The following is a 24077-nucleotide window of genomic DNA, read 5'->3' on the forward strand; positions in this document are numbered from 1 at the left end:
ACGAACACATCCATGAAAAAAACATTTTCTTTAGTTTTCCTGTCACTTACTTTTTCTCTTTTTGCCCAAGATGATGTGGCCGTAAAATCGCAAGTGGCCGATGCCATCAACGAGGTCCGCGAATTTATCGCTATTCCGAACGATGCCTTGGATGCCGCCGATATTGACCGCAACATTATGTGGCTCAAGCGAAAATTCGGGGATAGAGGATTCAATACCGCAGTACTGGACACAGAAGGATTGCCTTTATTCTTTGCGGCCATGCCCATGAACGCCAATAAACCAACGGTGCTCATTTATATGCATTTTGACGGACAATCCGTAGACCCCAGTAAATGGGAGCAGCCGGACCCTTATCAGGTAGTTCTCAAAAAACCCACTGACGGTGGATTCGAAATAATTTCTTTTGATGAACTGGATGATGACATTAACTATGACTGGCGTTTATTCGGCAGGTCGACTTCGGATGATAAATCACCTATTGTAATGCTTCTCAATGCTGTTGATCTTCTTAAAAATGATGGTATTGAAATCCCGTTCAACATTAAGGTGATCTTGGACAGTGAAGAGGAAAAAAGCAGCAAACCATTACCCGTCGCGGTAAAACAATACCGTGAACTTCTGGAATCGGACTTTTTAATGATCGTGGACGGGCCGGTACATGCTTCTGAAAAGCCAACCGTTGTATATGGATGTCGTGGCATCACTACATTGACATTGACGACCTATGGCCCCATAAAACCTCAGCACAGCGGCCATTACGGCAATTATGCACCAAATCCAGGTTTTCAATTGTCCAAGTTATTGGCCACTATGAAGGATGACCAAGGAAGAGTCATTATTCCCGGTTATTACGATGGTATTTCTATAGATGGGAAAACCGATTCAATTTTAAAGAGCGTTCCCGATGACGATTCTGCCATTGCAGAAAAGCTTCAATTTAAAACTGCGGAAAAGGTTGGCGGCTATTATCAGGAAGCCCTTCAATATCCATCTTTGAATATTCGCGGTTTGGAATCTGGTTGGGTTGGTGATAAAGCACGAACCATTGTTCCCGAAAGTGCCACAGCCGAGTTGGATTTGAGGTTGGTCGTAGAAAGCGACGGCTCCAGATTGAAAAAATTGGTCAAAGATCATATCGCCAAACAGGGATACAAAGTATTGGACCATGTTCCATCCAAAGAAGAGCGGATGCAATTCGATAAAATAATAACTGTTGAAGAGGGCAGTGTTACCGATGCCTTCCGTACCGATTTGGACAATCCTTATGGCGAATTTATTGTAAAAACCCTGAACCAAAGTTTTGGGGAGGAAGTTATTCAAATTAGAACCATGGGTGGTACGGTTCCTATCGCTCCCTTCATCAATGAATTAAAAATCCCTGCCTTTATTGTACCTGTTGTCAATCCTGACAATAACCAACACAGTCCCAACGAAAATATTAAGATTGGTCAATTGGCATATGGCATCAAAACATTCTATAGCATCCTATCTTCCAAAATGGAATAAAGAATAGCAGAACATATCCTGAAATAAAAAAAGCCTCGAAAATTCGAGGCTTTTTTTTGGGGTTATGCTGAGCAATAATCAGTGCTTATTGCCTTTCTTCTTTTGTTGTCCAGGTGCATACGCCTTTGCACTTTTAGCACCTGTAATCTTTTTTACTTGTCCTGGAGCCGTAGCGCTTTTTCCTGCGTTCCTATGTACGGAACATGAACTGAACACCAGAACAGCAAATACAACTCCTACAATTTTACTAATTGATTTCATAATTCAATTTTTAGTTTATAGATCTATATATCTACGGGTAGAACGCAAAAATGGACGTAAATGTTGAGACAGGTCAACGAATTTTTAGAAAAATTCGCTGTATTGCATTACCCTAAAGTCTACTGTATTGAATTCGGGATTTTTACTTTTGAGGTCTTTATAGGCCTGTAAACTACCTACTGCCCGGTTTGCAGCACCAGAAGGAGCCGTGAGCGAAACCGTTTTGATCATTCTTGTTTTTTGGGCACCATTTGAGATAAACGGAAGCTCCAAATGATGAATCCTTGGGACCTCGTTGGACACTACTTTTAGTTTTAGGCCATACTCCTTTAGCTGTCTCCGGAAAAAGAACTCCGGGCCATTTTTACTGTTTCCACCAGTAAACAACAGTGTTTCAATATTTGGATACTGCTGTAAATACCCTACCATATCCCGAAGGACAAAATTCTGCATGCCCAAATCGGAGGCATCGATTTTTTCACGCTCGGCACTCTCCACTATATCACATACACCGATTTTATGTTTGATGAGGAATTGTTTACGTTGTTCAACTGCTTCTTGGGTAGTTTCATAAACCAGTTCCAAATTGAATATTCTATCTAAGATAGGCCACAACTGACCGTTGCAACTGCCATAACAGAAATCTACATCCTGTGGCTTCAAATCACCAGTGGTAAATCGTGGCGGAGGCAGGGTACCCACAATCAACTTGGTGGCCTCCTCCAACAAAAAGGGTTTATAGGGGTGTATATGTTTGAAAAGTGCTGAACTCAAAATAGAAATCGTTCCAAATTTGAATAAAAATAAACAATCAGTATGATGCATGTAAATTTGCACCATACCGATTGCTTTTATAAAATCTGTATGCTACTAAAAGCTTGGAAACTACGCAGAGTTTCTACTCGCATTAATGTTTCCGTATAAAGAGCGGGTCACAATTTTCTCGTACAATTCCTTATACTCTGAATTTTGCGTGATGTGATACAAAGCATTTTGTTGAATCACCAATAACGGCAATACAATCTTTTCCCTGATTTTTACGGATTCCCTCGATACAGCTTCGTCTTCCATCAAAATCTTGAGCCCGGAAATTTGAAGAAGCATCTTTTTGGACAGTTGGTACTCTTCATAAAGAATCTTCCAGAAATCACCGAACTCAGGGTCGTCTTTCATGTAACTGGTCAAATCAAAATTGGTCTTCGCCAAGGACATCATACTGTTCAACATCAATGCTTTAAAGAAAGGAACTTCCTTGTACAGTTTTTTGACCTCGTTCAACCTTCCTTCGTCTTTCAATTTTTGGATTGCGGAACCGAGACCAAAGTATCCAGGTACATTTTGCTTTAATTGGCTCCATGATCCCACAAATGAAATTGCCCGCAGGTCAGCTAATGTCAACTGTTTTGCGCTTCCACGTTTACCAGGCCTACTTCCTATGTTGGCTTTGGTATAATATTTTAACGTACTTCTATTTTCAAGGTAAGGAATGAATTTATCGTGCTGTTTCAGGGCATCATATTTATCAAAACTGAGTTCGGAAAGCTCCTCTATCAACTTCCTTTGTGACGCCGAAATAGTAAGTTCCTTTCCAAAGAGATTATTGCTCAATCCGGCGGTCAATAACTGCTCGGAGTTGTGCATAAACTGTTCCTTGGTACCATATGTACTAGTAATGGTCTGTCCTTGGATGGTAAGCTGGATTTCGTGGTTGGCCACATCCTTGGTCTGTGCCGCATAAAATCTATGGGTTTTACCTCCACCACGGGCGGGTGGTCCTCCCCTACCATCAAAGAATATGGCTGCGATACCGTTTTTCTTGCAAACCTTGCTCAGAGTTTCCTTGGTCTTTAGTATAGACCAGTTGGCCTTTAGGTAACCTCCATCTTTGGTTCCATCGGAGAAGCCTAGCATAATGGTGTGTATATCCCTTCTTCGTTCCAAGTGCTGTCTATACTTTGGAATATCGAACAAGGTTTGCATCACTTCTTCGGAAGCATCCATCCCTCTCATGGTCTCGAACAAGGGAACAATATCGAAAGTGATTTCTTTTTCGTTCCAACCGCACCACCTGAACAATCCGAAAACGAACAGCACTGAGAAAATATCCTCCGAGTTACTGATGATGTATCGGTTGCATCCATCTTCACCGTTTTTCTCTTGGATCGCTTTCAGGTTTTGGATATTAACGATAGTGTCCTTCACAATATCATCATCAAAATCCTCTGCCTTTAGTTTAAAATCCTTCTCCAACAGCAGCTTCACCAACTCCTTTTCCTTGAGCTCGTCCAAGCTTTTTTTGATGACTCCATTCTTTTTCAATACGGATTCCACTACCAAGGTATGCTTGCTGTGATCTTGACGGATATCCAAAGTGGCGAAATGTGTTTTGAAGATATGTACTTTATCAATAAACCTATCTAATTCGTCTAAATACAACCCATGATAGTGGTCTATCAATTGATTCCTAACCGCACTTAAATGCTCAATGATTCCTTCGTACGAAATTGGTGCATTGGAATCGAACATGGCATGATAAAGTTTTGTGCTCAATGCATTGATATCTTCTTGCATACTCTTGAATGTGAGTTTTTTTCGAAGATTCTTCAATTCGTTATAATAACACTTCATTAGGGTCAACCGTAGTTCATCGGCCACCTCTTTGGTAATATCGGCCGTTACGAAAGGGTTTCCGTCACGATCCCCGCCTGGCCAAAAACCAAGTTTCATCAAATTATAGTTCTCGAACTTTTCATCGCGAATATTGCTCTTCACGTATTGGTACAGTTCACCGACAGCATCGTAATAGGTGTTACGAAGAATATAGATAATGTTTTTCGCCTCATCCAAAGGTGTTGGCTTTTTTGCATTGATCAAGGACGTCAATCCCAATTGTTGTAGAGTTACATCAATATCATGTATCCTGTCCTCATCTATCAACGAGCGGAGTTCGGCAATAATATCCAGAACCGCTGGCGTGTAAAATTGCGTTGGGTGGGCGGTTAATACAATGCGTGCACTAAAGGTTGAAAGTTTTTTGGAAACCTTGTCCCAGTTTTTTGTACGGTTCACCAACTCAAAATAATCAGGTATGGTCAAAGAACTACTGTATTCCTGTAGTTTGGGAAATGCGGAATCTTCCACACTATCATAAAGCACCACTTGGCGCTCCACGTACTGCACGATCCTGAACATAAAATCCAAACGTTCCCTCTCGTCCTGAATATCCACAAAGTTGGAGAAGAACACTTCCAAAATTTCTTGGGGATCTTTGCCAGCCTTTAATCCTTTTTCGCATTGATCCAACAAGAGTGGAATAAGAATCCCTACGTTTTCCACATTCTTGTATGGCAAGCTCAAGAAAAGGCTATTATAGATGTTGAATTTATTGGTTACCGATTTTTTAAACTCCTCTAACCGTTTAGTTTGCTGCATGTATCTGTTTTATGTTAGTGTTAAAAAATAGTCAAACACTCAAAGGTCGTGAATAAAGTGTAACCTCTGGGTTAAATTTAAGCGTATCACAATTTAAGGCATGTGCACTTTAAACGTAACAACATACCTTACCGATTATAACTTAAAGAATACTTCGGATTTTACCAAAGTTTTTATCGAATGAAAACGGGTTCGTTTTTCTTGACCGTGTGTTCTTCGCTGTAGAGATACCCATCGTAGTCAAAATTCTTGATATCGTCCAAGGTCTCCGCTCCGGTATCCAATATATAACGGACCATGGAGCCACGGGCTTTTTTCGCAAAAAAGCTGATTACTTTCAATTTATCGTTTTTCCAATCCTTGAAAACTGGTGCAATTACAGGAACTTTTAATTGTTTGGTATCCACAGCGCTAAAATATTCGTTGCTGGCCAAGTTTATAAAAAGCTCATCATCCTTAAGCTCGCTGTTCAGAAAGTTTACAATGTCCTTCTTCCAGAATTCGTACAGGTTCTTTTTACGGCCTACTTTTAATTGCGTTCCCATTTCCAAGCGGTAGGGCTGCATCAAGTCCAAAGGCCTTAAAACACCATACAGACCTGACAGAATTCGCAAAGTATCCTGCAATCGGTCCAGCTTATCCTCGGGGATAGTATATGCATCCAATCCCTGGTACACATCGCCATTGAAAGCATAGACTGCCGGTCTTGCATTGTCAACGGTAAAAGGCGTATCAAATTTTTGATTGCGCTCCCAATTCAGGTCGGCCAGCTTATCGGAAATGGACATCAAGTCCATCAAGGCCTTTGGCTTTTTCTTTTTGAGTACGGAATTCAGTTTTTCCGCTTGTTCCAAAAATTGGGGCTGGGTATATTTTGATGTGGGCAATGCCGTATCATAATCCAACGACTTTGCAGGAGATATCACAATTTTCATCTTCTTCTAATTTTTGTAAAAATAGCGAGGATTTTACTTTTTTGGAAAAGGAATCCAATGGTGTTTTCAATTTAAATATTGAAGAAAACTATGATTCGTGATGTTTGGCATAGCCACGCCATTTTTCAATCCCGTTGACCATATCTTCTGGCAGTTCTGAATCAAATCGCATAAACTCACCGGTAACGGGATGTTCAAAACCAAGGGTTTTGGCATGCAAGGCCTGTCTGGGCAGTTCCTTAAAGGCATTATCAACAAACTGCTTGTATTTGGTAAAGGTTGTCCCCTTTAAAATTTTATCACCACCATAGCGCTCATCATTGAACAGGGTATGTCCAATATATTTCATGTGTACCCGAATTTGATGGGTCCTACCCGTTTCCAATTTGCAAGAGACCAATGTTACGTACCCTAAACGCTCTATTACCTTATAATGGGTAACTGCTTCCTTGCCATCGCTTCCATCTGGAAAAACCATCATCTGTAAACGATTTTTTGGGTTACGTGCAATATGGCCCTCAATGGTCCCCTCATCTTCCTCTACATTGCCCCAGACCAAGGCCACATATTCACGTTCACTGGTCTTTTCAAAAAATTGTTGGGCCAAGTATGTCATGGCCGATTCCGTTTTGGCAATTACCAAGAGACCAGAGGTGTCCTTATCGATGCGATGAACAAGTCCCGGCCTATCCGAACTATTGTTGGGAAGGTTCTCGAAATGATAGACCAAGGCATTGATCAATGTTCCCGAATAATTTCCGTGCCCCGGGTGCACCACCATACCGGCAGGTTTGTTCACCACCAAAAGCACATCGTCTTCATACACAATATCCAAGGGAATGCTTTCGGGGGTCAACAAAAACTCATAGGGTGGATGCTCGAACATTACCTTGACCTCGTCTCCTGCCTTTACTTTATAATTTTGCTTGACGATGGAACCATTGACCCATATATGGCCTTTTTTGGCAGCCTGCTGGATTTTGTTCCGCGTAGCGTTCTCAATAAAGTTCATCAAGAATTTATCCACGCGCAGTGGTTCCTGACCTTTTGAGGCCACAAAACTATGATGCTCGTAGAGGTCGTCCTGCGAAAGCTCGTCCTGGGAAAAATCTTCCTGATTATCCGAAATATCCATCTTTAGTTGGATTCTGCCTGTACCCTTGCACTGCCAGGAATGGTACCGTTACCACAAATCAATTCAATTTTTGAAGTCTTTGGCAATTTATCTCCGGGCTTTAAATATTTTCCTTTGAACTTCATATTGTATACCATGTCCTTACCAAGTTCATCTATATATGTCACACGTTCCACATCCAAACCTACTGCCCTCAACATAGAGGCGGCGTTACGTTGGGTTACTTGGATAATATCCGGTACACTTACCTTTTTATAGCCCGAGGGATTTACGGTAAAATATATTTTCCGGTTGGATTTTACCTTGTTGCCTGCAGGAGGGTTTTGGTCCAGTATGGAAAAACGGGGATAGTCGGGATTATATTCCGACGAATCCAACACTTGATATCTAAGCCCAGCACTCTCAACTGCCTTGCGCATCTCCGACACCGACATTTTGGAAAAGTCGGGTACCTCAACAAACTCACCGTGGTTTGTGGTGCTCTTAAGCCATTGTAAAGAAATAAAGACCAACACCAGAATAGCAACGACCGCCAATCCGAGCTGTATCAAAAAAGTCTTGCTTTTTAAAAAGTTGAGAAAATTTTTCATGTAGTTCACCTTATCGGAACAAATATAGGAAAGCCAACCCTTTTTTCTTTATTTTGGCTTCGCGTTATTTTACAAGACAATGAAAAAGAACATTGCCATCATCATGGGCGGCTATTCCAGTGAGTACAATATTTCCATTAAGAGTGGAAATGTGGTGCACAAATATTTGGACAGAGAAAAATATAATCCTTACCGAATTGTCATCTCCAAGGATAAGTGGTATTATCTGGATGAATTGGAACAGGAGCATCCCATAGAAAGGTCCGATTTCAGTGTTGAGATACATGGCAAAAAAATTCAATTTGACTGTGTTTTCAATGCGATTCACGGCACCCCAGGTGAAGATGGGCTTATGCAGGCCTATTTTGAGCTTCTTGGAATACCGCAAACATCTTGCAACCATTATGAGGCAGCACTGACCTTTAATAAGCGAGACCTATTGAGTGCACTAAAACCTTACAATGTTCCGTGTGCCACCTCGTATTTTTTAAATAAGGGACAAAGTATTGATGAAGATTCCATTGTTGACAAAGTTGGACTACCTTGTTTTGTAAAAGCGAACCGCGCGGGCAGTAGCTACGGGGTATCAAAAGTTTACGATAGGGCAACATTGGCAGATGCCATAGAAAGTGCGTTCAAGGAAGATTCACAAATCATTATAGAATCCTTTTTGGATGGTACCGAAGTATCGGTCGGAGTGATTACTTTCAATAATGAAGTAACTGTTCTTCCCGCTACAGAAATTATCTCGGAGAACGATTTTTTTGATTTTGAGGCCAAATATCTAGGTAAATCACAAGAAATCACACCCGCAAGGATTTCGGAAAAGCAAGAATCCAACGTAAGGCAGCTGGCAGAATTTATCTACAAAACATTGGAGCTCAAAGGATACACCCGAAGTGAATTTATTTTCATTGGTGATGAGCCACATCTTCTCGAAATAAACACAACCCCCGGACTTACGGAGGAAAGCCTATTGCCCCAACAAGCAAAAACGGCAGGAATCACTTTGGAGGAGTTATTTGACAGTGCAATTGTTGAAGCTTTGCGATAGAAACCGTATTTTTAGGAAACTTTATTCCACAACATGAGACGTGCATTGTTCCCTGGTTCTTTTGACCCGCTTACTTTAGGACATTACGACATTATTAAGAGAGGTGTGACCCTTTTTGATGAATTGGTGATCGCCATAGGGATAAATGCCGACAAAAATTATATGTTCTCATTGGAAGAACGTGTAAGTTTTATTCAAAAGGCATTTGCCGATGAACCAAAAATAAAAGTGACCACATACAAGGGCATGACCGTGGATTTTTGCAAAAAAATAGATGCCACTTTTATTCTTAGGGGGTTGCGGAACCCTGCCGATTTTGAATTTGAAAAAGCCATTGCACATACCAATAGAAAGTTATCGGAGATTGAAACGGTATTTTTATTGACATCCTCTGGAAAATCTTACATCAGCTCATCAATAGTTCGAGATGTAATCAGGAATGGAGGGGACTATACGGGTCTGGTACCAGAGACCGTTGTAGTAAAATAACCGTCCACTTTCCGTTCATCGAATATAATTTGTAGGTAAATTCTTTCTTTTTATATTTATAGAAACCATGGCCAACCTTTTGGATACAACATTAATGATTGCTTTCGCAACATAATATGCGTTGTATCGACCAAATAATTATAGCTTAGTCGGAAATTTCTGAGTAAGCACTAACGTTTTTTAAACAACCCCGAGTTTTGAAAGCAGTAAGAAGAGTTGACCAATTTTACTTATTGAAACAGTTGCCAAAGGCGACAGCACTTCTGTGCAAAAAAGGTATTTTGGTGGATGCCTCCTCTTCGTGGCTAGACATCTTTGGATTGCCTCCACAGAACAGCGACCACCAAACCAAGGTTTTTCCGCTATATGGAGATATCCCAGATCTCAAAAAAAAATTAAAAGAAAATAAATCCTTCTCTCTTAGGCACAAAATATCAAACCATAACAGCACTGGTCATTTCAAAAGTTATTTCGCCCCTTGGTTCGACGAGAAGGAAAACGTAATCGGGACCATAATCCAAACCGATGACATTACTGCTGAAGTAGAAAAAGAATACCAAGCCGAATGGTTACAGAACATTTTGGACACCAAGGTAGAAGTATCCAAAACAGGTTGGTGGGAATTTGAAACAGCAACGCAAAAACTCACATGGTGTAAGGAAACCAAGCGTATCCATCAAGTTCCCGATTGTTTTGAGCCCACTACGGCCGAGGCCATTGAGTTTTTTAAACCGGGCTATAGCAGAAACAAGGTTTCAATGCTCTTTCACAAAGCAATCGAGAACCAACAATCCTACGACGACAATTTGATGATCATAACATTTAACGGTGAAGAAAGATGGGTACGGATTACCGGTAAACCTTATGTAGAAAACGGTAATACCGTTAAGGTTTTTGGAACAATACGGGATATTCATGACGAGGTGATGGCCGAAAACAAGGTCAAGGAGCATCAACAATTGCTCAGCACACTTGTTGATAGCTTACCGTTGAACGTTTATGTGAAAGACCTTGAGTCCAGAAAAGTACTGATCAACAAAGGAGAGTCCCATTACATCAACAAGAGCAAGGAGGAAATCATCGGCAAAAATGATTTCGACATATATAATGAGGATACGGCAAAAATATCCAGGGAAGAGGATATACAGGTCATGAAGCACCTTACTCCTATTATTGGCAAAGAGACCGCTATTACCCATAATGGCAAAACAACCCATTTTCTGACCTCCAAAATACCTTATTTTGATTTAGATGGTAAAGTGTGCGGTCTTATTGGTATGAGCTTGGATATTTCCTCCATCAAAAAGAAGGAACGGGAATTACGAGATCTTATCAAAATAACCTCGATGCAAAATCAAAAATTGATAGGTTTTGCCCACATTGTATCCCATAACCTAAGATCGCACTCCGCAAACTTTTCCATGCTCTTGGAATTTTTAAAGTCAGAAAACGACCCGACAGAGAGAGAACGAATCACCAAAATGCTCTCGCAAGCATCAGACAATTTATTGGAGACCTTGGAAAACCTTAATCAAGTGGTAGATGTGAACACCAATACATCGGTAACCAAAAAACCATTGTTCCTCAAACAAAACATTGTAAAGGTTTTACAGAATTTTTCTGCCTTTTTGAATAAACACAATTCGCAGATAATCAATCATGTAGCCGAAGATATCAAAGTAGAATGTGTACCTGCCTATCTGGACAGTATTATTCTAAACCTAATCTCCAATGCCGTAAAATATAGGAGTCCCAATCGAAAACCATTGATCATAATCAATGCAGTAAAATCAAAAGAAGGTGTACTACTGAGCATATCCGATAATGGTCTCGGGATTGATTTGGAAAAATACGGCGACAAAATTTTTGGCATGTACAAGACATTCCATAACAAAGAAGACTCCAAAGGCTTTGGTCTTTATCTTGTAAAAAACCAAATAGAGGCCATGGGCGGAAGTATAACAGTGCAAAGTGATGTTGATAGAGGCACTACATTTAATGTGTATTTTAATGAAGAAAGTTAGTAGTATTTTTATTGTGGACGATGATCCCATTACAGTATTTGGCATAAAAAAAATGCTAAAGTCCGTTACCAAATGTGATGATGTCCAAATATTTCAGAATGGGAAAGAAGCCTTTGATGCACTGTTGGAAAGGAATGAATCCAATAAAACAATTCCCGATGTTATATTTCTCGACATCAATATGCCCATTATGGACGGATGGGGCTTCTTGGACGAACTTATCTCCTTGGACTTAAAAGAGCACATCATCATCAATATGATCACTTCTTCCATAGACCCACTGGACCACCAAAAATGGAGCAATTTTAAGGATAGATGCCCGTATGCACTCAACTTTAAGAACAAACCCATTTTCAAAATCGAGGCAGCTGACCTTGGTTTGATGGATATGGCCTCCTAATCATAATATTCTGTATTTTTGGCACTGATAAGCACAACATTAGGTGCAACTTAAAGTTCCCAAAGTATTTTGAAACATTTATTTTTTTTAGCGGCCGTATTCCTTTTTATATCCTGTGAATCAGAAACTCAGGGAGAAAAATCCTCGTACCAAACACATTATGAAGCTTCTGGTGGTGAGGAAACTGCCACCTACAAGCAAACCATTGACTATTACATGGGCCTTGCCCGTGAATTTCCACAAATCAACATACAGACCATAGGGAAAACAGATAGTGGGCTGCCACTGCACACCGTGACTTTTAACCCCGACGGAGATTTTAATTATGAAAATATCCGCAAGGAAAAATCCATAATCCTAATAAACAATGGGATACATCCCGGGGAGAGCGATGGAATCGATGCCACCATGATGCTATACCGCGACCTTGCCACTGGCAAACTGGAGATGCCGAAAAATATTGTTTTGGTAACTATTCCTATATACAACGTCGGTGGATCGCTCAACAGAAATTCCACGACCAGGGCAAACCAGAATGGACCATTGGAATATGGTTTTAGAGGAAATGACCGCAATTACGACCTTAACCGGGATTTCATTAAAATGGATACCGAAAATAGCCGGACCTTTGCACAAATATTCCACATGGTAAAACCAGATGTCTTTATCGATAACCATGTGAGCAATGGAGCGGATTACCAGTACACCTTGACCCACCTTTTTACCCAGCACAACAAGCTAGGTGGTAAAATGGGGGAATATCTTCACGGAACCCTTATGCCAAATCTTGAAAATTCTTTGGCCAAAAAGGAATGGGACATCACTCCCTATGTAAACGTTTTCAACGTGCCGCCGGAAATGGGATTCAGTCAGTTTATGGACCATCCAAGATATTCCACAGGCTACACCACACTCTGGAGCACCTTAGGGCTTATGGTAGAAACCCATATGCTAAAGCCCTATAAACAGCGCGTTGAGGGAACCTATGCTCTAATGCAAAGTTTGATAGAGGTAGTAGAAAAAGAACACGACAAAATTCAAACATTACGAAAAGAGACCTTGGAAAAGAACCTCGAACTTTCCGAGTACTATTTCAACTGGCAAGTGGACACCACAAAAACCAGCACCCTTAACTTTAAAGGATTTGAGGCGGAACAACTTACCAGTGAAGTAACCGGACTTCCGCGATTGAAATACAACAGGGACAAACCATTTATCAAAGAGACTACCTATCAAGATTATTTTTATCCGGTGGATACAGTAACCGTTCCTGCCGCCTATATTGTCAAGAAAAGCTGGAAACGAGTGATAGAGCGATTGGATGCCAATAAAATTCAATATACGGCTATCAAAAAAGACACCACACTTTTGGTGGAAGGGTACACCATTGAGGATTACGATACACGAAATACCCCATACGAAGGACACTATCTCCATTCGAATACCAAAGTCACAAAACACACCAAAAAAGTTTACTTTAGAGAAGGTGACCTATTGATACCTACCCGTCAGCCCGGAATCAGGTATCTTATGGAAACATTGGAGCCACAAGGCGCCGATTCATTCTTTAATTGGAACTTTTTTGATACCGTTTTACAACGCAAAGAAGGTTTTTCCCCTTACGTTTTTGAGGATGTGGCCATTGAAATGCTTCAACAGGATTCTTTGCTGCTACAGGAATTCGAGACCAAAAAAGAAGCCGAGCTCAATTTTGCCAATAACTGGTATGCACAGCTCAATTGGATTTTTGAACGCTCCGAACATTTTGAGGAAGCCTACATGACATACCCGATATACCGAGTTGCCAAAGGAAGCGAAGCAGCAGGCCTGCTGCCTAATTAAAAGGCCAATCCTCGAACAATATCTTTATATTATGATAAGAGTTTTTTAAGGCCTTTTTGGTCTTTCGGGCACCTTTCCACTTAACTTTTTTGATACCTTCTGACTTTTCGGCCACTAACTTTCCGGTATAATCGGTGGACATAATAAACCAGTGCGTCTGTTTTAATCGGTACTCCCCGTTCCGCTTAAAAATATGGTAAGTAGTATGAAGGAACCTGTCAATTTCCAGGTTCTTGACACCTGTTTCCTCTTCAACTTCACGAATTGCGGCATTTTCAATGGATTCGCCCTTATCTACCTTGCCCTTTGGCAGGTCCCATTTTCCGTTCCTGTAGATAAAAAGGACCTTGCCCTTTCTATTGATCACAAATCCTCCGCCAGCGACCACCACCGGAATTTTGTGCATAAAAAGTTTTAGGATCTTCTTCTCATCAGGATGATAGAGGTATGCCTTTTTAACTTTCTTTTTGGACAAAAGTTTTATGGCCTCAACAATGGAATCACCATCCAAAGAAAACAAATTACCATTGGAATCCTGGGGGCGCTCGTTTGTTAAAATCAGTGGAGCCTCATTAACAAAAACTTCATACATTTGCGCAATGGTTTTAGATAAACAAATCGCAAAAAAAACAGCTGAGCTGTTATTACAAATTAATGCAATTAAGTTGGAACCTGAAAATCCTTTTACATGGGCTTCGGGTTGGAAATCTCCTATTTATTGCGACAACAGGATTATGTTGTCCTATCCGCAGGTTCGGAATTTTGTTCGGGAAGAAATTGCCAAGCAAGTAGAGAACCTTTACGGCAAGCCAGATGTGATCGCCGGCGTGGCCACGGGGGCTATTGGAATAGGTATTTTGGTAGCAGAAGCACTGGGACTGCCCTTTGTTTACATAAGGCCAAAACCCAAAGAACATGGCAGACAAAATCAAATCGAAGGATATTTTGAAGCTGGACAGAGCGTTGTTGTCATAGAGGATTTGATAAGCACCGGCAATAGCAGCCTTAATGCCGTACAAGCTCTCAAGGAACAAAATGCCGATATAAAAGGAATGATCGCCATCTTCACGTATGGTTTTCCGGTATCCACCGAAAACTTCGAAAAAGAAGGTATTGAACTCCATACCCTATCGGATTACGAGCACTTGATCGAACAGGCCTCTGAAACCAATTACATCAAAGAATCACAATTAAAGACCCTTCTTGAGTGGAGATCCAATCCACAAGAATGGAAACAATAATTTACTATGCACATTGAAGCCTCAAAAAAGAAAGTAGCCAAAAGCGACAAAGAAGTATTTGAGTTCTTGACAGATATCAAAAACTTTGAAACTTTAATGCCCGAGAATATAGACAAGTTTGAAGTGTTGGACGAGCACACCTTCAAATTCGCCCTAAAAGGTATGCCCGAAATTGTACTTAGGCTAAAAGAACAAAACCCGTATGATAAAGTGGTCCTGGGCGCGGCAAGTGACAAACTACCTTTTACCCTTACCGCCGACATTACATCGCTCGGAGACAACGAAAGTGAAGTAGCACTTAGTTTCGAGGGACAGTTCAATGCCATGATGGCCATGATGATCAAAGCACCCATCACCAACTTTATGGGTACATTATCCAACAACATGGACAAAATAGGTCAGTAGAGCAAGGTCACCTCTTTTAAATCGAATTCTTTAAGGACCTGGTCTTCCAGTTCAATAATCAGTTTGCCAGTTGGTGAAACCCTTCGGATAAAACCCATGAACCTATTTCCATGGGGGTCGCTAAATGTAGAAGGCTTATCCTTCCTAAAAAGTAACTTCTCATAAGAAGGCAATAACTGTTTCACGGTTTTGGATTCAATCCTTTCCATATGATGTTGAAGTCTGTGAAGCACCCCATATAAAAGCTCGTCCAAATCAAAATTGCGGCCCATAATCTGCTTTAATGAAGAAGCCTTCTCGAAATTCGTAAAATCAGTTTGATTCACATTCAAACCAATTCCTATAATGGATTGGCCCACATACTCTCCCCTAAGCACATTTTCTATTAAAATGCCACAAATTTTCTTGGAACCTGACATAATGTCGTTGGGCCATTTTACCGTCACATCGGGAATGGACAGCTCCATCAACGTGTCCAAAACAGCCAAGGAAACGGCAATATTCAACACAAATTGATGCTTGACGCTCAGTGCATCAAACCTCCTCAACACGCTAAACGTAAGGTTTTTACCCCCTTCCGACTGCCAAACCGTTCCCATTTGCCCCCTTCCTTTAAGTTGTCGCTCGGTAACAACAACTGTATAATCCATAGGATTCTCGGAACGCAACAAATCCTTTAAATATTGATTTGTGGAGTCCGTGGCATCAAGTTTGAGTATTTGAAAATGTTTTCCCAATATGACAAGCCTTTACGATTTGTTAAAAACTAGGGCTAAGAAAACAAAAAAAACATAACTTTGTAAAAACTAAACTTTTTGAATGCAGAAAAAGAAAGCTAGCGCAGATGAATTGATTGCCTTGATCCTGGAAGGAATAGAAGACGTTAAAGGAGTTGACATAAATCTACTGGACCTTAGGGAAATCGAAAATACAGTTTGCGACTACTTCATCATCTGTAACGGTACTTCCAACACGCATGTTAACGCAATAGTATCCTCCGTCCAAAAAAAGGTAAGCAAGGCCATACAAGACAAGCCATGGCATGTCGAGGGCTCCGAGAACGCCGAATGGGTGCTGATGGATTATGTAAACGTTGTGGTACATGTATTTCAAAAACACATTAGGGAATTTTACGATATTGAGGGACTTTGGGGAGATGCCAAGGTCACTATGGTGGAAAGCAGTTACAATTCTTAAGAAAAAATGGCAAAAGAAAACAACCCGAATAATGCTCCCAAAAAACCACGATTTAGCTCGTGGTGGATATATGGTGTGGTCATCGCATTGATTATTGGCTTCCAATTTTTTGGCGGAAGCAGTTTTTCAAGCACTGAAAAAACCACAACTTCTGAATTACAGGAATTCTTACGTAATGGTGACATCTCCAAGATCGTCATAATTACGAACACACGTCAGGCAAAGGTTTATCTAACCGAAGAGGCCCTGAAAAAAGACGTACACAAAGGAGTGGCCGAAAAACCCCTACTCCCATCTAGTGGTCTTGTTCCTCAATATGTGCTGGATTATGGAGATTTACAGATTTTCCAGAATGAAATCACCGAAATAAAGAAAGAGAACAACCTGGACACCATTGTCGAGTTTGATACAGAGTCCAATGTTCTTGGGGAAATATTCCTAACCTTACTTCCTTTTGCCTTGATCATAGGCATCTGGATCTACCTAATGCGTAGAATGTCAGGTGGTGCCGGTGGAGGTGCAGGAGGTCAGATTTTCAACATAGGAAAATCCAAAGCCAAATTGTTCGACGAAAAAACAGACACCCGCACTTCATTTAAAGATGTTGCAGGATTGGAGGGAGCCAAAGAAGAAGTTCAAGAAATTGTAGAATTCCTTAAGAATCCCGACAAATATACCTCTCTTGGGGGAAAAATACCTAAGGGAGCCCTTTTGGTGGGCCCTCCAGGTACCGGTAAAACCCTATTGGCAAAAGCTGTTGCCGGAGAGGCAAAAGTTCCTTTCTTCTCCCTCTCAGGTTCGGACTTTGTGGAAATGTTCGTGGGTGTGGGAGCATCAAGGGTGCGTGATTTGTTCAAACAAGCAAAGGACAAATCCCCAGCCATTATATTTATTGACGAAATCGACGCCATTGGGCGTGCAAGGGGCAAGAACAACTTTACAGGTTCCAACGACGAACGTGAAAATACCTTGAACCAGTTATTGACAGAAATGGATGGTTTCGGCACTAACACCAACGTAATTGTGCTCGCCGCCACCAACCGTGCCGATGTACTGGACAAGGCATTGATGCGCGCCGGACGTTTTGACCGTCAGATTTATGTTGATTTACCAGATCTTAACGAAAGAAAAGAAATTTTCGAAGTACATCTTCGTCCCATAAAAACTGCAGAAACTCTGGATTTGGACTTTTTGGCCAAGCAAACACCAGGTTTCTCCGGTGCCGATATAGCCAACGTTTGTAACGAAGCTGCACTTATTGCTGCTCGTAAGGAGAAAAAAGCAGTGAACAAGCAAGATTTCTTGGACGCCGTGGATAGAATCGTTGGTGGTCTTGAGAAGAAAAATAAAATAATCACCCCGGACGAAAAGAAAACCATCGCGTTCCACGAAGCTGGGCACGCCACGGTGAGCTGGATGCTGGAACATGCCGCACCATTGGTCAAAGTTACCATTGTTCCAAGAGGACAATCTTTGGGTGCTGCTTGGTACTTGCCAGAAGAACGCTTAATTGTTCGTCCGGAACAGATGTTGGACGAAATGTGCGCCACCATGGGAGGTAGGGCCGCAGAAAAAGTGATGTTCGATAGAATTTCTACCGGCGCCTTGAGCGATTTGGAAAAAGTAACCAAACAGGCCCGTGCAATGGTCACCATTTACGGACTTAACGAACAATTAGGCAACATTACCTATTACGATTCGTCAGGACAGAACGAGTACGGGTTTACCAAACCGTATAGTGAGGAAACGGCGCAAAAAATTGACCGGGAAATATCCAAAATGATCGAAGAGCAGTACCAGCGAGCCATTAAATTGTTGCAGGACAACAAGGACAAGCTCACCGAACTTGCCGAAAGACTTTTGGACAAAGAGGTTATCTTTAAGGACGATTTGGAAAAGATTTTTGGCCAAAGACCTTTTGAAAAACAAGAGGGGAAATTGGAGCCTGCAGAATAAAATCATTCAAAAAATTCTAATCAAAAGAATTATATTGATTCAGTAGAAAAGAACACATGCCATAAATGGGAGTTTTTAAAAAACTTTTCGGAGGAGGAAAAAAGGTTTCCAAGGAAACTGCGGAAACCCGTGGTGACCATATGCCCGATTTAAAAATTCCCGTAGATGAGAAATTCACCATCTACTTTAAGAAAAACGGCGGAAAATTCATCTACTGTGAAGATTTTGCCGAGGTTTCCGAAGCGCTTAAAAACATTATTTCGGAAAACGACTGGCAAAACCACCTGTTTTATTCCTTGGACCCAAGACTGGAAACAAAGTTTGCATCCGAAAATCTTCAGTTTACCGACAATCGCAAGGAGAGCAATATTTTCTTTACCACCTGCGAGCATCTGGTTGCCCACAACGGCTCCATATTGGTGTGTTCCAATCAAATCAAGGAAAAGAAATTGGACGAACTGCCATCCAACTTGGTAGTTTTTGCCACAACGAGTCAGTTAGTGGATTCCATAAGCGAAGCCCTTAAGATCATCAAGGAACGCTATCAAAAGAACATTCCCAACAATATTACCACATTAAAACACTTTCAGCCCACAGCGGAAAACAAAGATGATTTCCTTTCTTACGGAAGTGCATCAAAAAATGTATATCTTTTGCTCCTAGAAGATTTCTAAGTACATGAGAGAAATTTTAAGACGCTCCATAACCGGGGTGATTTACGTGTTGCTTCTACTGGGTGCTGTTTTTCTAAGCTCGGATGCCTTCGACTTTTTATTTATGACCTTTGGACTGGCATGCCTGTATGAATACAAGCGCATTGTAAACCTAAAGGGCTACCATATATTCATGGCCTATTTGGCACTTTGGTGGGTTTTTATATACCTTACCAATGACTCAACCGCCATAAACCTTCTAATGCTCTGTACCATCACGGTGGACATTGCATTGCTCATGTTCCTTTTCTCTAAAAGGCCCAAAAAATTTAGCACGTTCCAAAAATTCATCATTGGTTTATTTTACATCGGTGGAGGCTGTATTTTTTTGACCATGATTCCATATAAACATGATGATTTTGCCCAATTTCTTATCATGGGCATCTTTATTTTGATATGGGTCAATGATACTTTTGCCTACCTAACAGGGCGAACTTTTGGCCGAACCAAACTTTTTCCTTCAGTTTCTCCAAAAAAAACCATTGAAGGTTCTGTAGGAGGTCTTATTTTTGCATTGGTGGCCGCTTACTTTTTATCATGGTACGAAACCAGGTTGTCGATTACCGAGTGGATGGCAATGGCCTGTTTAATAGTTGTAGCGGGGAGTTTGGGAGATTTATTGGAATCCAAGTTCAAACGAATGGCCGGGGTTAAGGACAGTGGTGCCATATTGCCTGGACATGGTGGAATTTGGGACCGTTTGGATAGCCTAGTGTTCGCTGCGCCTTTTGCTTATTTGATTTTAAATATTTTCTCCTATGTTTCATAAAGAGGGTCAAAGAATTATTATCATCACTTTCTTTATCGTGGTTGCAGCCGTTCTGGCGGCGCATTACTACGTTAATTTGGAATGGGCCCGGTTTTCGCTTCAGGTTGCCGCATTAATTTTTCTCATTGCCATTCTCCAGTTTTTCAGAAATCCCAAAAGACGTGTCACCCGTAGTTTTGATGAAATATTGGCCCCCGTTGACGGAAAGGTCGTGGTCATTGAAGAAGTGGATGAACCTGAATACTTCAAGGAAAAAAGAAAACAGGTATCCATATTCATGTCCCCCACAAATGTGCACGTAACCCGATACCCCGCCAGTGGAACAGTAACGTATTCCAAATATCATCCCGGGAAATATTTGGTAGCCTGGCACCCAAAATCGAGTACGGAAAACGAACGAACCACGGTAATTCTCCACACACCAAAATTCGGAGAAATAGGGTATAGACAGATAGCCGGTGCCATGGCCCGTAGGATCGTAAACTACGCTGAGGAAGGTGAACAAGTAACCCAAGGCGAGGATGCAGGCTTTATAAAATTTGGGTCCCGTGTTGATTTGTTGCTCCCTTTGGATTGTGACATTACCGTTAAACTAAATCAAAAAGTAGTTGGAGCGCACACTTGCATAGCTACAGTGAGACCGTTAGATGATTAACGAAGATTTACATAAAAGATTCGAAGATGCCGTTAACTTTGTTAACGACTACACCGACCCTTTACCTGCAGATTTACTCTTAAAACTCTACGCCTACTTTAAGATTGCCAATAAAAACTTTGACAATCCAGGCAGTAGAACCCCGCTGATCAATGCATTTAAGGCAAATGCCCTGTTCCAAGCCAAAAGAATAAGTGTGGAAGAAGCCATGGAAAACTATGTGGAATTGGTCGATAAAGAACTAAAATCCCTTTAGGAAACTAAATCCGAGGTCACAAACGATTTCTCAAAATAGGTAAAGTAGATTCCCCCAAAAATAGTGATCAAAAAATACAGGGCCACCAGATAGCTTCCCAGAGCAAGGTAGTTATCTATTCCAAACCAATCATTGGTAAAAAAAATCAATACCAGACCACCAAGCCCCCTGACCACCTCAATCCAAACTGCGTAATTTTTACGGTCCATTAAAGTCGTGTATCCATAAATACCCACAAATATGAATGCACCGAACAACAATAATCCATCAAAACCAATATCCGAATAGTTGTAGAACATAAATAGCATTAAAAAGGTGGTGACGATCAATTGGAACAATGCATAGCCCTTTAAAGAACTGGTAGCCTCTTGTCGGTACTTTCTGAAATTGTACACGTTCTCTATAATCCGAATCGGATATTTTTCCTTTACATCCTTTGGGCGCCATCCCGTGGGCATGAACCAGATGCGTAATTTGTCCCAATAATTTTTGGTCCGCCAAGCATCCTGTATCAATCGCCATAAATGTTGAAAGTTGATAACGATAGGATTCCAAGTGTTGGCAGGTTTCAGCACACCATATTGTGGGGGCACTTCATCCAGTTCTTCTTGAAAAGTTCCGAAGATTCGATCCCAAACACAAAAAATCTGCCCAAGGTTTTTATCAATATACTCTGGATTAATGGCATGGTGAACCCGATGCTGCGAGGGGGTCACAATCACGTATTCCAAAACACCAAGTTTTCCAATATGCTGGGTGTGGTACCAAAATTGGGCAAACAAATGGATAGGCGCCAAAATGGCAATCACTTGGTGCGGCACGCCCATCAGTGCGGCCGGAATCAAAAGGAGTGCATAATATCCCAACAAATTTGAAATGGGCTGTCGCAACGCACAAGCCAAATTAAATTCTTCACTGCTATGGTGAATCACGTGCTGGTTCCAAAAAAAGTTAATATGATGGCTCAACCTGTGGTTCCAATAACCCGCAAAATCAAGAGCAATAAAGGCCACCACCCAGACCAACCACGTAGCCTTGATTTCAATAAGCGCCAAATGCTCCAATAAAAAAGGGTAACTGATCAAAATAAGCACCAATCCCAAGGAATCCTTTACCACATTGGTCAAACCAGAGCTAAGACTGCTCACGGTATCCATGAGGTTGTGTTTTTGATCCTTAACAAAACGGCCGTAAAGAATTTCTATCAATACCAGGCCGACAAAAAACGGTGTAGCATATAACAATGCCGTTGCATACGATTCCATTTCAAAAATTTAAATATTGCTCGCAGCAAGAATGGGATTATATGCCTTTAAGTTAATCTAAATTTTTAAATAACTGAATATCATTTGCATCCGTTAGATCGGGAATGTGTTCCGAGCGGGGAATACAGAGCACACTTCGTGGCTCTTTATCCACCAAAACCGCAACGGCTTTGGGCAATTCTTTCTCATCGCGCACTGGGTCGATGGGGCAGTTTTTTAAGTAGGGATAGATCTCATTTCCAGAAAAACTGAAAATGTTCATACTCACCCTTAGCTGTCCGGATGCATCCTTATACTTGGGAACATCTTCCACATTTGGTTTTTCAACAATTTGTTGTAAAAATCCATCCTCGGAAATATCCATTACGGCAAACTTGGCAATACGCTCCTCGGTATAATCAAAACCTGAACTTCCGTAACTGATCAACGCGTGGGGAGCTCTTCTAGCCGACCTTAAATCTTGTAAGGCGCCAACGGAGTATAGATTATCGCCATTGCAAACGGTAAACGTGGTCTGTTTTAATTCAGGATATTGATCCAAACACTGCTGAAGGGCGTCGGCGGTACCCAATGGTTTGGTTCTTCCCTCCGGGACAGATTGCACGGCCAAAAAAACATTCAATCCAGCGGGAAGATTGCCCTGACCCTTTAAGTTTTGAAAGGCTTCGTTTTCCGGGCTTGTGATCAAATACAGGTTGGTGTAACCAGCCTCCACCGCATTTTGGACCAAATAATACAGGAATGGCCTCCCCTTTTTCCCTACGGGAATCAGACTTTTGTGAGGGATGTTGTCCATAACCTGGTCATCCCGTTGTTTTAAACTCCTTTTCATTCGTGATGATGCACCACCTACCATGATGATCAAACTCGTGTTCTCCATTATATTCAACTTGTTAATTCTACGGCATACACTGCTTTCGCTCCTTTGCTCAAAAATGTCTGTATTACCTTTTCTTCCATATCATCTGGAACCATGGCCACCATACAGCCACCGCCGCCCGAACCTATTATCTTGGTCCCAATGGCACCCGCATCACGGGCAGCATCCATCATTTCAACCATTTTCAAGGGTGTATTTTTGATTTCGTTCTGAAGGATGATTTGGTGCTGGTTCATCAAATCTCCTAACACTTGGACATCGGGGCTTGGCTTCAGCAACTCTTTTTTGGCCTCCAACGTTATGTGATAATTATAGATGGCGGCATACCAATAGCCTTGGAGTTCCTCTGGCACCAGTTCTACATATTTTTCATAATCCTCCACAGTGGCATGCTCCAATTTAAATTCAGGATGAGCCTTTGTGACGGCATCTATTGTTCTTTGTTGATACACCCTGGCATTTTTAAGTACCTCCAGGGTCTTTTTGGGAACGCCCGACTCAGCAACCAGCAATTTCCCCAAGTGGGCGTTTAGGCGTGTGCTTTCCCCGCTTTTGGTATCGATATAGATCAATCCTTTTTGGGCTATGGTGTACTGATCCATCAAGCCTCCAGGTTGATCAAAAAAGAGCACTTCCGCCTCATAGGCCCACCTCCCAATTTGATAATCACTGATTTCCTCCGATTTTCCCTGTGTTGCCACCAAAAAACGAATCCAGGCCACCACCAAAGCGGAAGAACTGGACAGACCAGCGTTCACAGGAATATTTCCAGAAATTTCGATATCATACCCTTTATCAAACTGAAAACCTTGTTGTTTTAAAACGGACATCACCGACCTAAAATAATCATCGGGCCGAATCGCCTTCAAATCATCATCCAGCGAAATTGATGTTTCTTCGTTCAGGTCCAACAATTTCAACAGATATTCTCTATTGGGATTTTGGGTTGCCCTTAAATTGATGAATCGGTCAATGGTTCCTGCAATCACAGGAAGTCCCAAATAATCTTGATGGTCGCCATAAAAACAGATTCGGGCGGGTACTTTTATTTCAATCATGAATATTTTCT

General features: G+C 41.4%; 25 protein-coding genes. 14 read left to right on the forward strand and 11 right to left on the reverse strand.

The window, feature by feature from the left end; translation table 11 throughout:
* Positions 1 to 12: 12 nt before the first annotated feature.
* Positions 13 to 1509: a M20/M25/M40 family metallo-hydrolase gene (locus J0656_RS10150; RefSeq protein ID WP_207033407.1), complete on the forward strand. Its 1497-nt coding sequence runs from the start codon at positions 13 to 15 to the stop codon at positions 1507 to 1509.
* Between the two features lie 78 nt (positions 1510 to 1587).
* Here the strand turns inward: J0656_RS10150 and J0656_RS10155 are convergent, their stop codons facing one another.
* From J0656_RS10155 to J0656_RS10180, 6 genes are all read right to left on the reverse strand, one after another.
* Positions 1588 to 1770, reverse strand: coding sequence for a hypothetical protein (locus tag J0656_RS10155; RefSeq protein ID WP_207033409.1), 183 nt, complete (start codon positions 1768 to 1770; stop codon positions 1588 to 1590).
* Between the two features lie 84 nt (positions 1771 to 1854).
* On the reverse strand, positions 1855 to 2544 hold the full coding sequence (locus J0656_RS10160) for a uracil-DNA glycosylase family protein (protein ID WP_207033411.1): 690 nt from the start codon (positions 2542 to 2544) through the stop codon (positions 1855 to 1857).
* Between the two features lie 111 nt (positions 2545 to 2655).
* The gene (locus tag J0656_RS10165) at positions 2656 to 5202 is read right to left on the reverse strand and encodes a phosphoenolpyruvate carboxylase (protein WP_207033413.1); all 2547 of its coding nucleotides are present in this window, start codon (positions 5200 to 5202) and stop codon (positions 2656 to 2658) included.
* Positions 5203 to 5375: 173 nt separating this feature from the next.
* Entirely contained in the window at positions 5376 to 6137 is a 762-nt protein-coding gene (gene yaaA, locus J0656_RS10170; protein ID WP_207033415.1) for a peroxide stress protein YaaA, read from the reverse strand.
* 88 nt (positions 6138 to 6225) lie between these two features.
* Positions 6226 to 7272 (reverse strand): RluA family pseudouridine synthase, encoded by a 1047-nt coding sequence (locus tag J0656_RS10175; RefSeq protein WP_207033417.1) that lies wholly within the window; start codon positions 7270 to 7272, stop codon positions 6226 to 6228.
* A gap of 2 nt (positions 7273 to 7274) precedes the next feature.
* The gene (locus J0656_RS10180; RefSeq protein WP_207033419.1) at positions 7275 to 7862 is read right to left on the reverse strand and encodes a PASTA domain-containing protein; all 588 of its coding nucleotides are present in this window, start codon (positions 7860 to 7862) and stop codon (positions 7275 to 7277) included.
* 79 nt (positions 7863 to 7941) lie between these two features.
* On the opposite strand from J0656_RS10180, the gene J0656_RS10185 reads away from it, so the two are divergent.
* The 5 genes from J0656_RS10185 (at position 7942) to J0656_RS10205 (ending at position 13671) form a co-directional block, all read left to right on the forward strand.
* On the forward strand, positions 7942 to 8916 hold the full coding sequence (locus J0656_RS10185) for a D-alanine--D-alanine ligase (protein ID WP_207033421.1): 975 nt from the start codon (positions 7942 to 7944) through the stop codon (positions 8914 to 8916).
* 33 nt (positions 8917 to 8949) lie between these two features.
* Positions 8950 to 9405 (forward strand): pantetheine-phosphate adenylyltransferase, encoded by a 456-nt coding sequence (coaD, locus tag J0656_RS10190; RefSeq protein ID WP_207033423.1) that lies wholly within the window; start codon positions 8950 to 8952, stop codon positions 9403 to 9405.
* Between the two features lie 197 nt (positions 9406 to 9602).
* Positions 9603 to 11429: a PAS domain-containing sensor histidine kinase gene (locus J0656_RS10195; RefSeq protein ID WP_207033425.1), complete on the forward strand. Its 1827-nt coding sequence runs from the start codon at positions 9603 to 9605 to the stop codon at positions 11427 to 11429.
* Positions 11416 to 11829 carry a response regulator gene (locus J0656_RS10200; RefSeq protein WP_225603627.1) on the forward strand — a complete coding sequence of 138 codons (414 nt, stop codon included), beginning with the start codon at positions 11416 to 11418 and terminating at the stop codon, positions 11827 to 11829. Before J0656_RS10195 ends, J0656_RS10200 begins: the two co-directional genes overlap by 14 nt.
* A gap of 69 nt (positions 11830 to 11898) precedes the next feature.
* The gene (locus J0656_RS10205; protein ID WP_207033427.1) at positions 11899 to 13671 is read left to right on the forward strand and encodes a M14 family metallopeptidase; all 1773 of its coding nucleotides are present in this window, start codon (positions 11899 to 11901) and stop codon (positions 13669 to 13671) included.
* On the opposite strand, the gene J0656_RS10210 is transcribed toward J0656_RS10205, so the two are convergent.
* On the reverse strand, positions 13664 to 14263 hold the full coding sequence (locus J0656_RS10210; protein ID WP_207033430.1) for an NUDIX hydrolase: 600 nt from the start codon (positions 14261 to 14263) through the stop codon (positions 13664 to 13666). The two genes, J0656_RS10205 and J0656_RS10210, sit on opposite strands and share 8 nt — an antisense overlap.
* Before the next feature lie 7 nt (positions 14264 to 14270).
* Between J0656_RS10210 and pyrE the strand changes: the two genes are divergently transcribed.
* Together pyrE and J0656_RS10220 are read left to right on the forward strand one after the other, a co-directional pair.
* Entirely contained in the window at positions 14271 to 14912 is a 642-nt protein-coding gene (pyrE, locus tag J0656_RS10215) for an orotate phosphoribosyltransferase (RefSeq protein WP_207033432.1), read from the forward strand.
* Between the two features lie 6 nt (positions 14913 to 14918).
* Positions 14919 to 15317 carry an SRPBCC family protein gene (locus J0656_RS10220; RefSeq protein WP_207033434.1) on the forward strand — a complete coding sequence of 133 codons (399 nt, stop codon included), beginning with the start codon at positions 14919 to 14921 and terminating at the stop codon, positions 15315 to 15317.
* Here the strand turns inward: J0656_RS10220 and J0656_RS10225 are convergent.
* A complete protein-coding gene (locus J0656_RS10225) occupies positions 15311 to 16054 on the reverse strand; it encodes a biotin--[acetyl-CoA-carboxylase] ligase (protein ID WP_207033436.1) in 744 nt (247 codons plus the stop codon). The two genes, J0656_RS10220 and J0656_RS10225, sit on opposite strands and share 7 nt — an antisense overlap.
* A gap of 82 nt (positions 16055 to 16136) precedes the next feature.
* Here J0656_RS10225 and rsfS point away from each other — a divergent pair, with 82 nt between their 5' ends.
* From rsfS to J0656_RS10255, 6 genes are all read left to right on the forward strand, one after another.
* The gene (rsfS, locus tag J0656_RS10230; protein ID WP_108247160.1) at positions 16137 to 16514 is read left to right on the forward strand and encodes a ribosome silencing factor; all 378 of its coding nucleotides are present in this window, start codon (positions 16137 to 16139) and stop codon (positions 16512 to 16514) included.
* Between the two features lie 6 nt (positions 16515 to 16520).
* Positions 16521 to 18470 carry an ATP-dependent zinc metalloprotease FtsH gene (gene ftsH, locus J0656_RS10235; protein ID WP_207033438.1) on the forward strand — a complete coding sequence of 650 codons (1950 nt, stop codon included), beginning with the start codon at positions 16521 to 16523 and terminating at the stop codon, positions 18468 to 18470.
* Positions 18471 to 18535: 65 nt separating this feature from the next.
* The gene (locus J0656_RS10240; protein ID WP_207033441.1) at positions 18536 to 19144 is read left to right on the forward strand and encodes an LUD domain-containing protein; all 609 of its coding nucleotides are present in this window, start codon (positions 18536 to 18538) and stop codon (positions 19142 to 19144) included.
* A gap of 4 nt (positions 19145 to 19148) precedes the next feature.
* Positions 19149 to 19952 carry a phosphatidate cytidylyltransferase gene (locus J0656_RS10245; RefSeq protein WP_207033443.1) on the forward strand — a complete coding sequence of 268 codons (804 nt, stop codon included), beginning with the start codon at positions 19149 to 19151 and terminating at the stop codon, positions 19950 to 19952.
* A complete protein-coding gene (locus tag J0656_RS10250) occupies positions 19942 to 20607 on the forward strand; it encodes a phosphatidylserine decarboxylase family protein (RefSeq protein WP_207033444.1) in 666 nt (221 codons plus the stop codon). Before J0656_RS10245 ends, J0656_RS10250 begins: the two co-directional genes overlap by 11 nt.
* On the forward strand, positions 20600 to 20863 hold the full coding sequence (locus J0656_RS10255; RefSeq protein ID WP_207033446.1) for an acyl-CoA-binding protein: 264 nt from the start codon (positions 20600 to 20602) through the stop codon (positions 20861 to 20863). Before J0656_RS10250 ends, J0656_RS10255 begins: the two co-directional genes overlap by 8 nt.
* Here the strand turns inward: J0656_RS10255 and J0656_RS10260 are convergent.
* Genes J0656_RS10260 through J0656_RS10270 form a run of 3 tightly spaced genes read right to left on the reverse strand, consistent with a single transcriptional unit; the run spans position 20860 to position 24066 of the window.
* Positions 20860 to 22128, reverse strand: a complete 1269-nt coding sequence (locus tag J0656_RS10260; protein ID WP_207033448.1) for a sterol desaturase family protein — start codon at positions 22126 to 22128, stop codon at positions 20860 to 20862. The genes J0656_RS10255 and J0656_RS10260 overlap by 4 nt on opposite strands.
* 52 nt (positions 22129 to 22180) lie before the next feature.
* Positions 22181 to 23008 carry a sugar phosphate nucleotidyltransferase gene (locus tag J0656_RS10265; protein ID WP_207033450.1) on the reverse strand — a complete coding sequence of 276 codons (828 nt, stop codon included), beginning with the start codon at positions 23006 to 23008 and terminating at the stop codon, positions 22181 to 22183.
* Positions 23009 to 23013: 5 nt separating this feature from the next.
* A complete protein-coding gene (locus tag J0656_RS10270; RefSeq protein WP_207033452.1) occupies positions 23014 to 24066 on the reverse strand; it encodes a GHMP family kinase ATP-binding protein in 1053 nt (350 codons plus the stop codon).
* Positions 24067 to 24077: the final 11 nt, after the last annotated feature.

The sequence above is a fragment of the Flagellimonas aurea genome, assembly GCF_017313785.1.
GTDB lineage: Bacteria > Bacteroidota > Bacteroidia > Flavobacteriales > Flavobacteriaceae > Flagellimonas > Flagellimonas aurea.

What these genes read in the sequence shown, in the direction of transcription:
- J0656_RS10150 (WP_207033407.1), top strand. Translation starts at nt 13, where the DNA reads ATGAAAAAAACATTTTCTTTAGTTTTCCTGTCACTTACTTTTTCTCTT.
- J0656_RS10155 (WP_207033409.1), bottom strand. Translation starts at nt 1,770, where the DNA reads ATGAAATCAATTAGTAAAATTGTAGGAGTTGTATTTGCTGTTCTGGTG.
- J0656_RS10165 (WP_207033413.1), bottom strand. Translation starts at nt 5,202, where the DNA reads ATGCAGCAAACTAAACGGTTAGAGGAGTTTAAAAAATCGGTAACCAAT.
- yaaA (WP_207033415.1), bottom strand. Translation starts at nt 6,137, where the DNA reads ATGAAAATTGTGATATCTCCTGCAAAGTCGTTGGATTATGATACGGCA.
- J0656_RS10175 (WP_207033417.1), bottom strand. Translation starts at nt 7,272, where the DNA reads ATGGATATTTCGGATAATCAGGAAGATTTTTCCCAGGACGAGCTTTCG.
- J0656_RS10180 (WP_207033419.1), bottom strand. Translation starts at nt 7,862, where the DNA reads ATGAAAAATTTTCTCAACTTTTTAAAAAGCAAGACTTTTTTGATACAG.
- J0656_RS10185 (WP_207033421.1), top strand. Translation starts at nt 7,942, where the DNA reads ATGAAAAAGAACATTGCCATCATCATGGGCGGCTATTCCAGTGAGTAC.
- coaD (WP_207033423.1), top strand. Translation starts at nt 8,950, where the DNA reads ATGAGACGTGCATTGTTCCCTGGTTCTTTTGACCCGCTTACTTTAGGA.
- J0656_RS10200 (WP_225603627.1), top strand. Translation starts at nt 11,416, where the DNA reads ATGAAGAAAGTTAGTAGTATTTTTATTGTGGACGATGATCCCATTACA.
- J0656_RS10210 (WP_207033430.1), bottom strand. Translation starts at nt 14,263, where the DNA reads ATGTATGAAGTTTTTGTTAATGAGGCTCCACTGATTTTAACAAACGAG.
- pyrE (WP_207033432.1), top strand. Translation starts at nt 14,271, where the DNA reads ATGGTTTTAGATAAACAAATCGCAAAAAAAACAGCTGAGCTGTTATTA.
- J0656_RS10220 (WP_207033434.1), top strand. Translation starts at nt 14,919, where the DNA reads ATGCACATTGAAGCCTCAAAAAAGAAAGTAGCCAAAAGCGACAAAGAA.
- rsfS (WP_108247160.1), top strand. Translation starts at nt 16,137, where the DNA reads ATGCAGAAAAAGAAAGCTAGCGCAGATGAATTGATTGCCTTGATCCTG.
- ftsH (WP_207033438.1), top strand. Translation starts at nt 16,521, where the DNA reads ATGGCAAAAGAAAACAACCCGAATAATGCTCCCAAAAAACCACGATTT.
- J0656_RS10240 (WP_207033441.1), top strand. Translation starts at nt 18,536, where the DNA reads ATGGGAGTTTTTAAAAAACTTTTCGGAGGAGGAAAAAAGGTTTCCAAG.
- J0656_RS10245 (WP_207033443.1), top strand. Translation starts at nt 19,149, where the DNA reads ATGAGAGAAATTTTAAGACGCTCCATAACCGGGGTGATTTACGTGTTG.
- J0656_RS10250 (WP_207033444.1), top strand. Translation starts at nt 19,942, where the DNA reads ATGTTTCATAAAGAGGGTCAAAGAATTATTATCATCACTTTCTTTATC.
- J0656_RS10255 (WP_207033446.1), top strand. Translation starts at nt 20,600, where the DNA reads ATGATTAACGAAGATTTACATAAAAGATTCGAAGATGCCGTTAACTTT.
- J0656_RS10260 (WP_207033448.1), bottom strand. Translation starts at nt 22,128, where the DNA reads ATGGAATCGTATGCAACGGCATTGTTATATGCTACACCGTTTTTTGTC.
- J0656_RS10265 (WP_207033450.1), bottom strand. Translation starts at nt 23,008, where the DNA reads ATGGAGAACACGAGTTTGATCATCATGGTAGGTGGTGCATCATCACGA.
- J0656_RS10270 (WP_207033452.1), bottom strand. Translation starts at nt 24,066, where the DNA reads ATGATTGAAATAAAAGTACCCGCCCGAATCTGTTTTTATGGCGACCAT.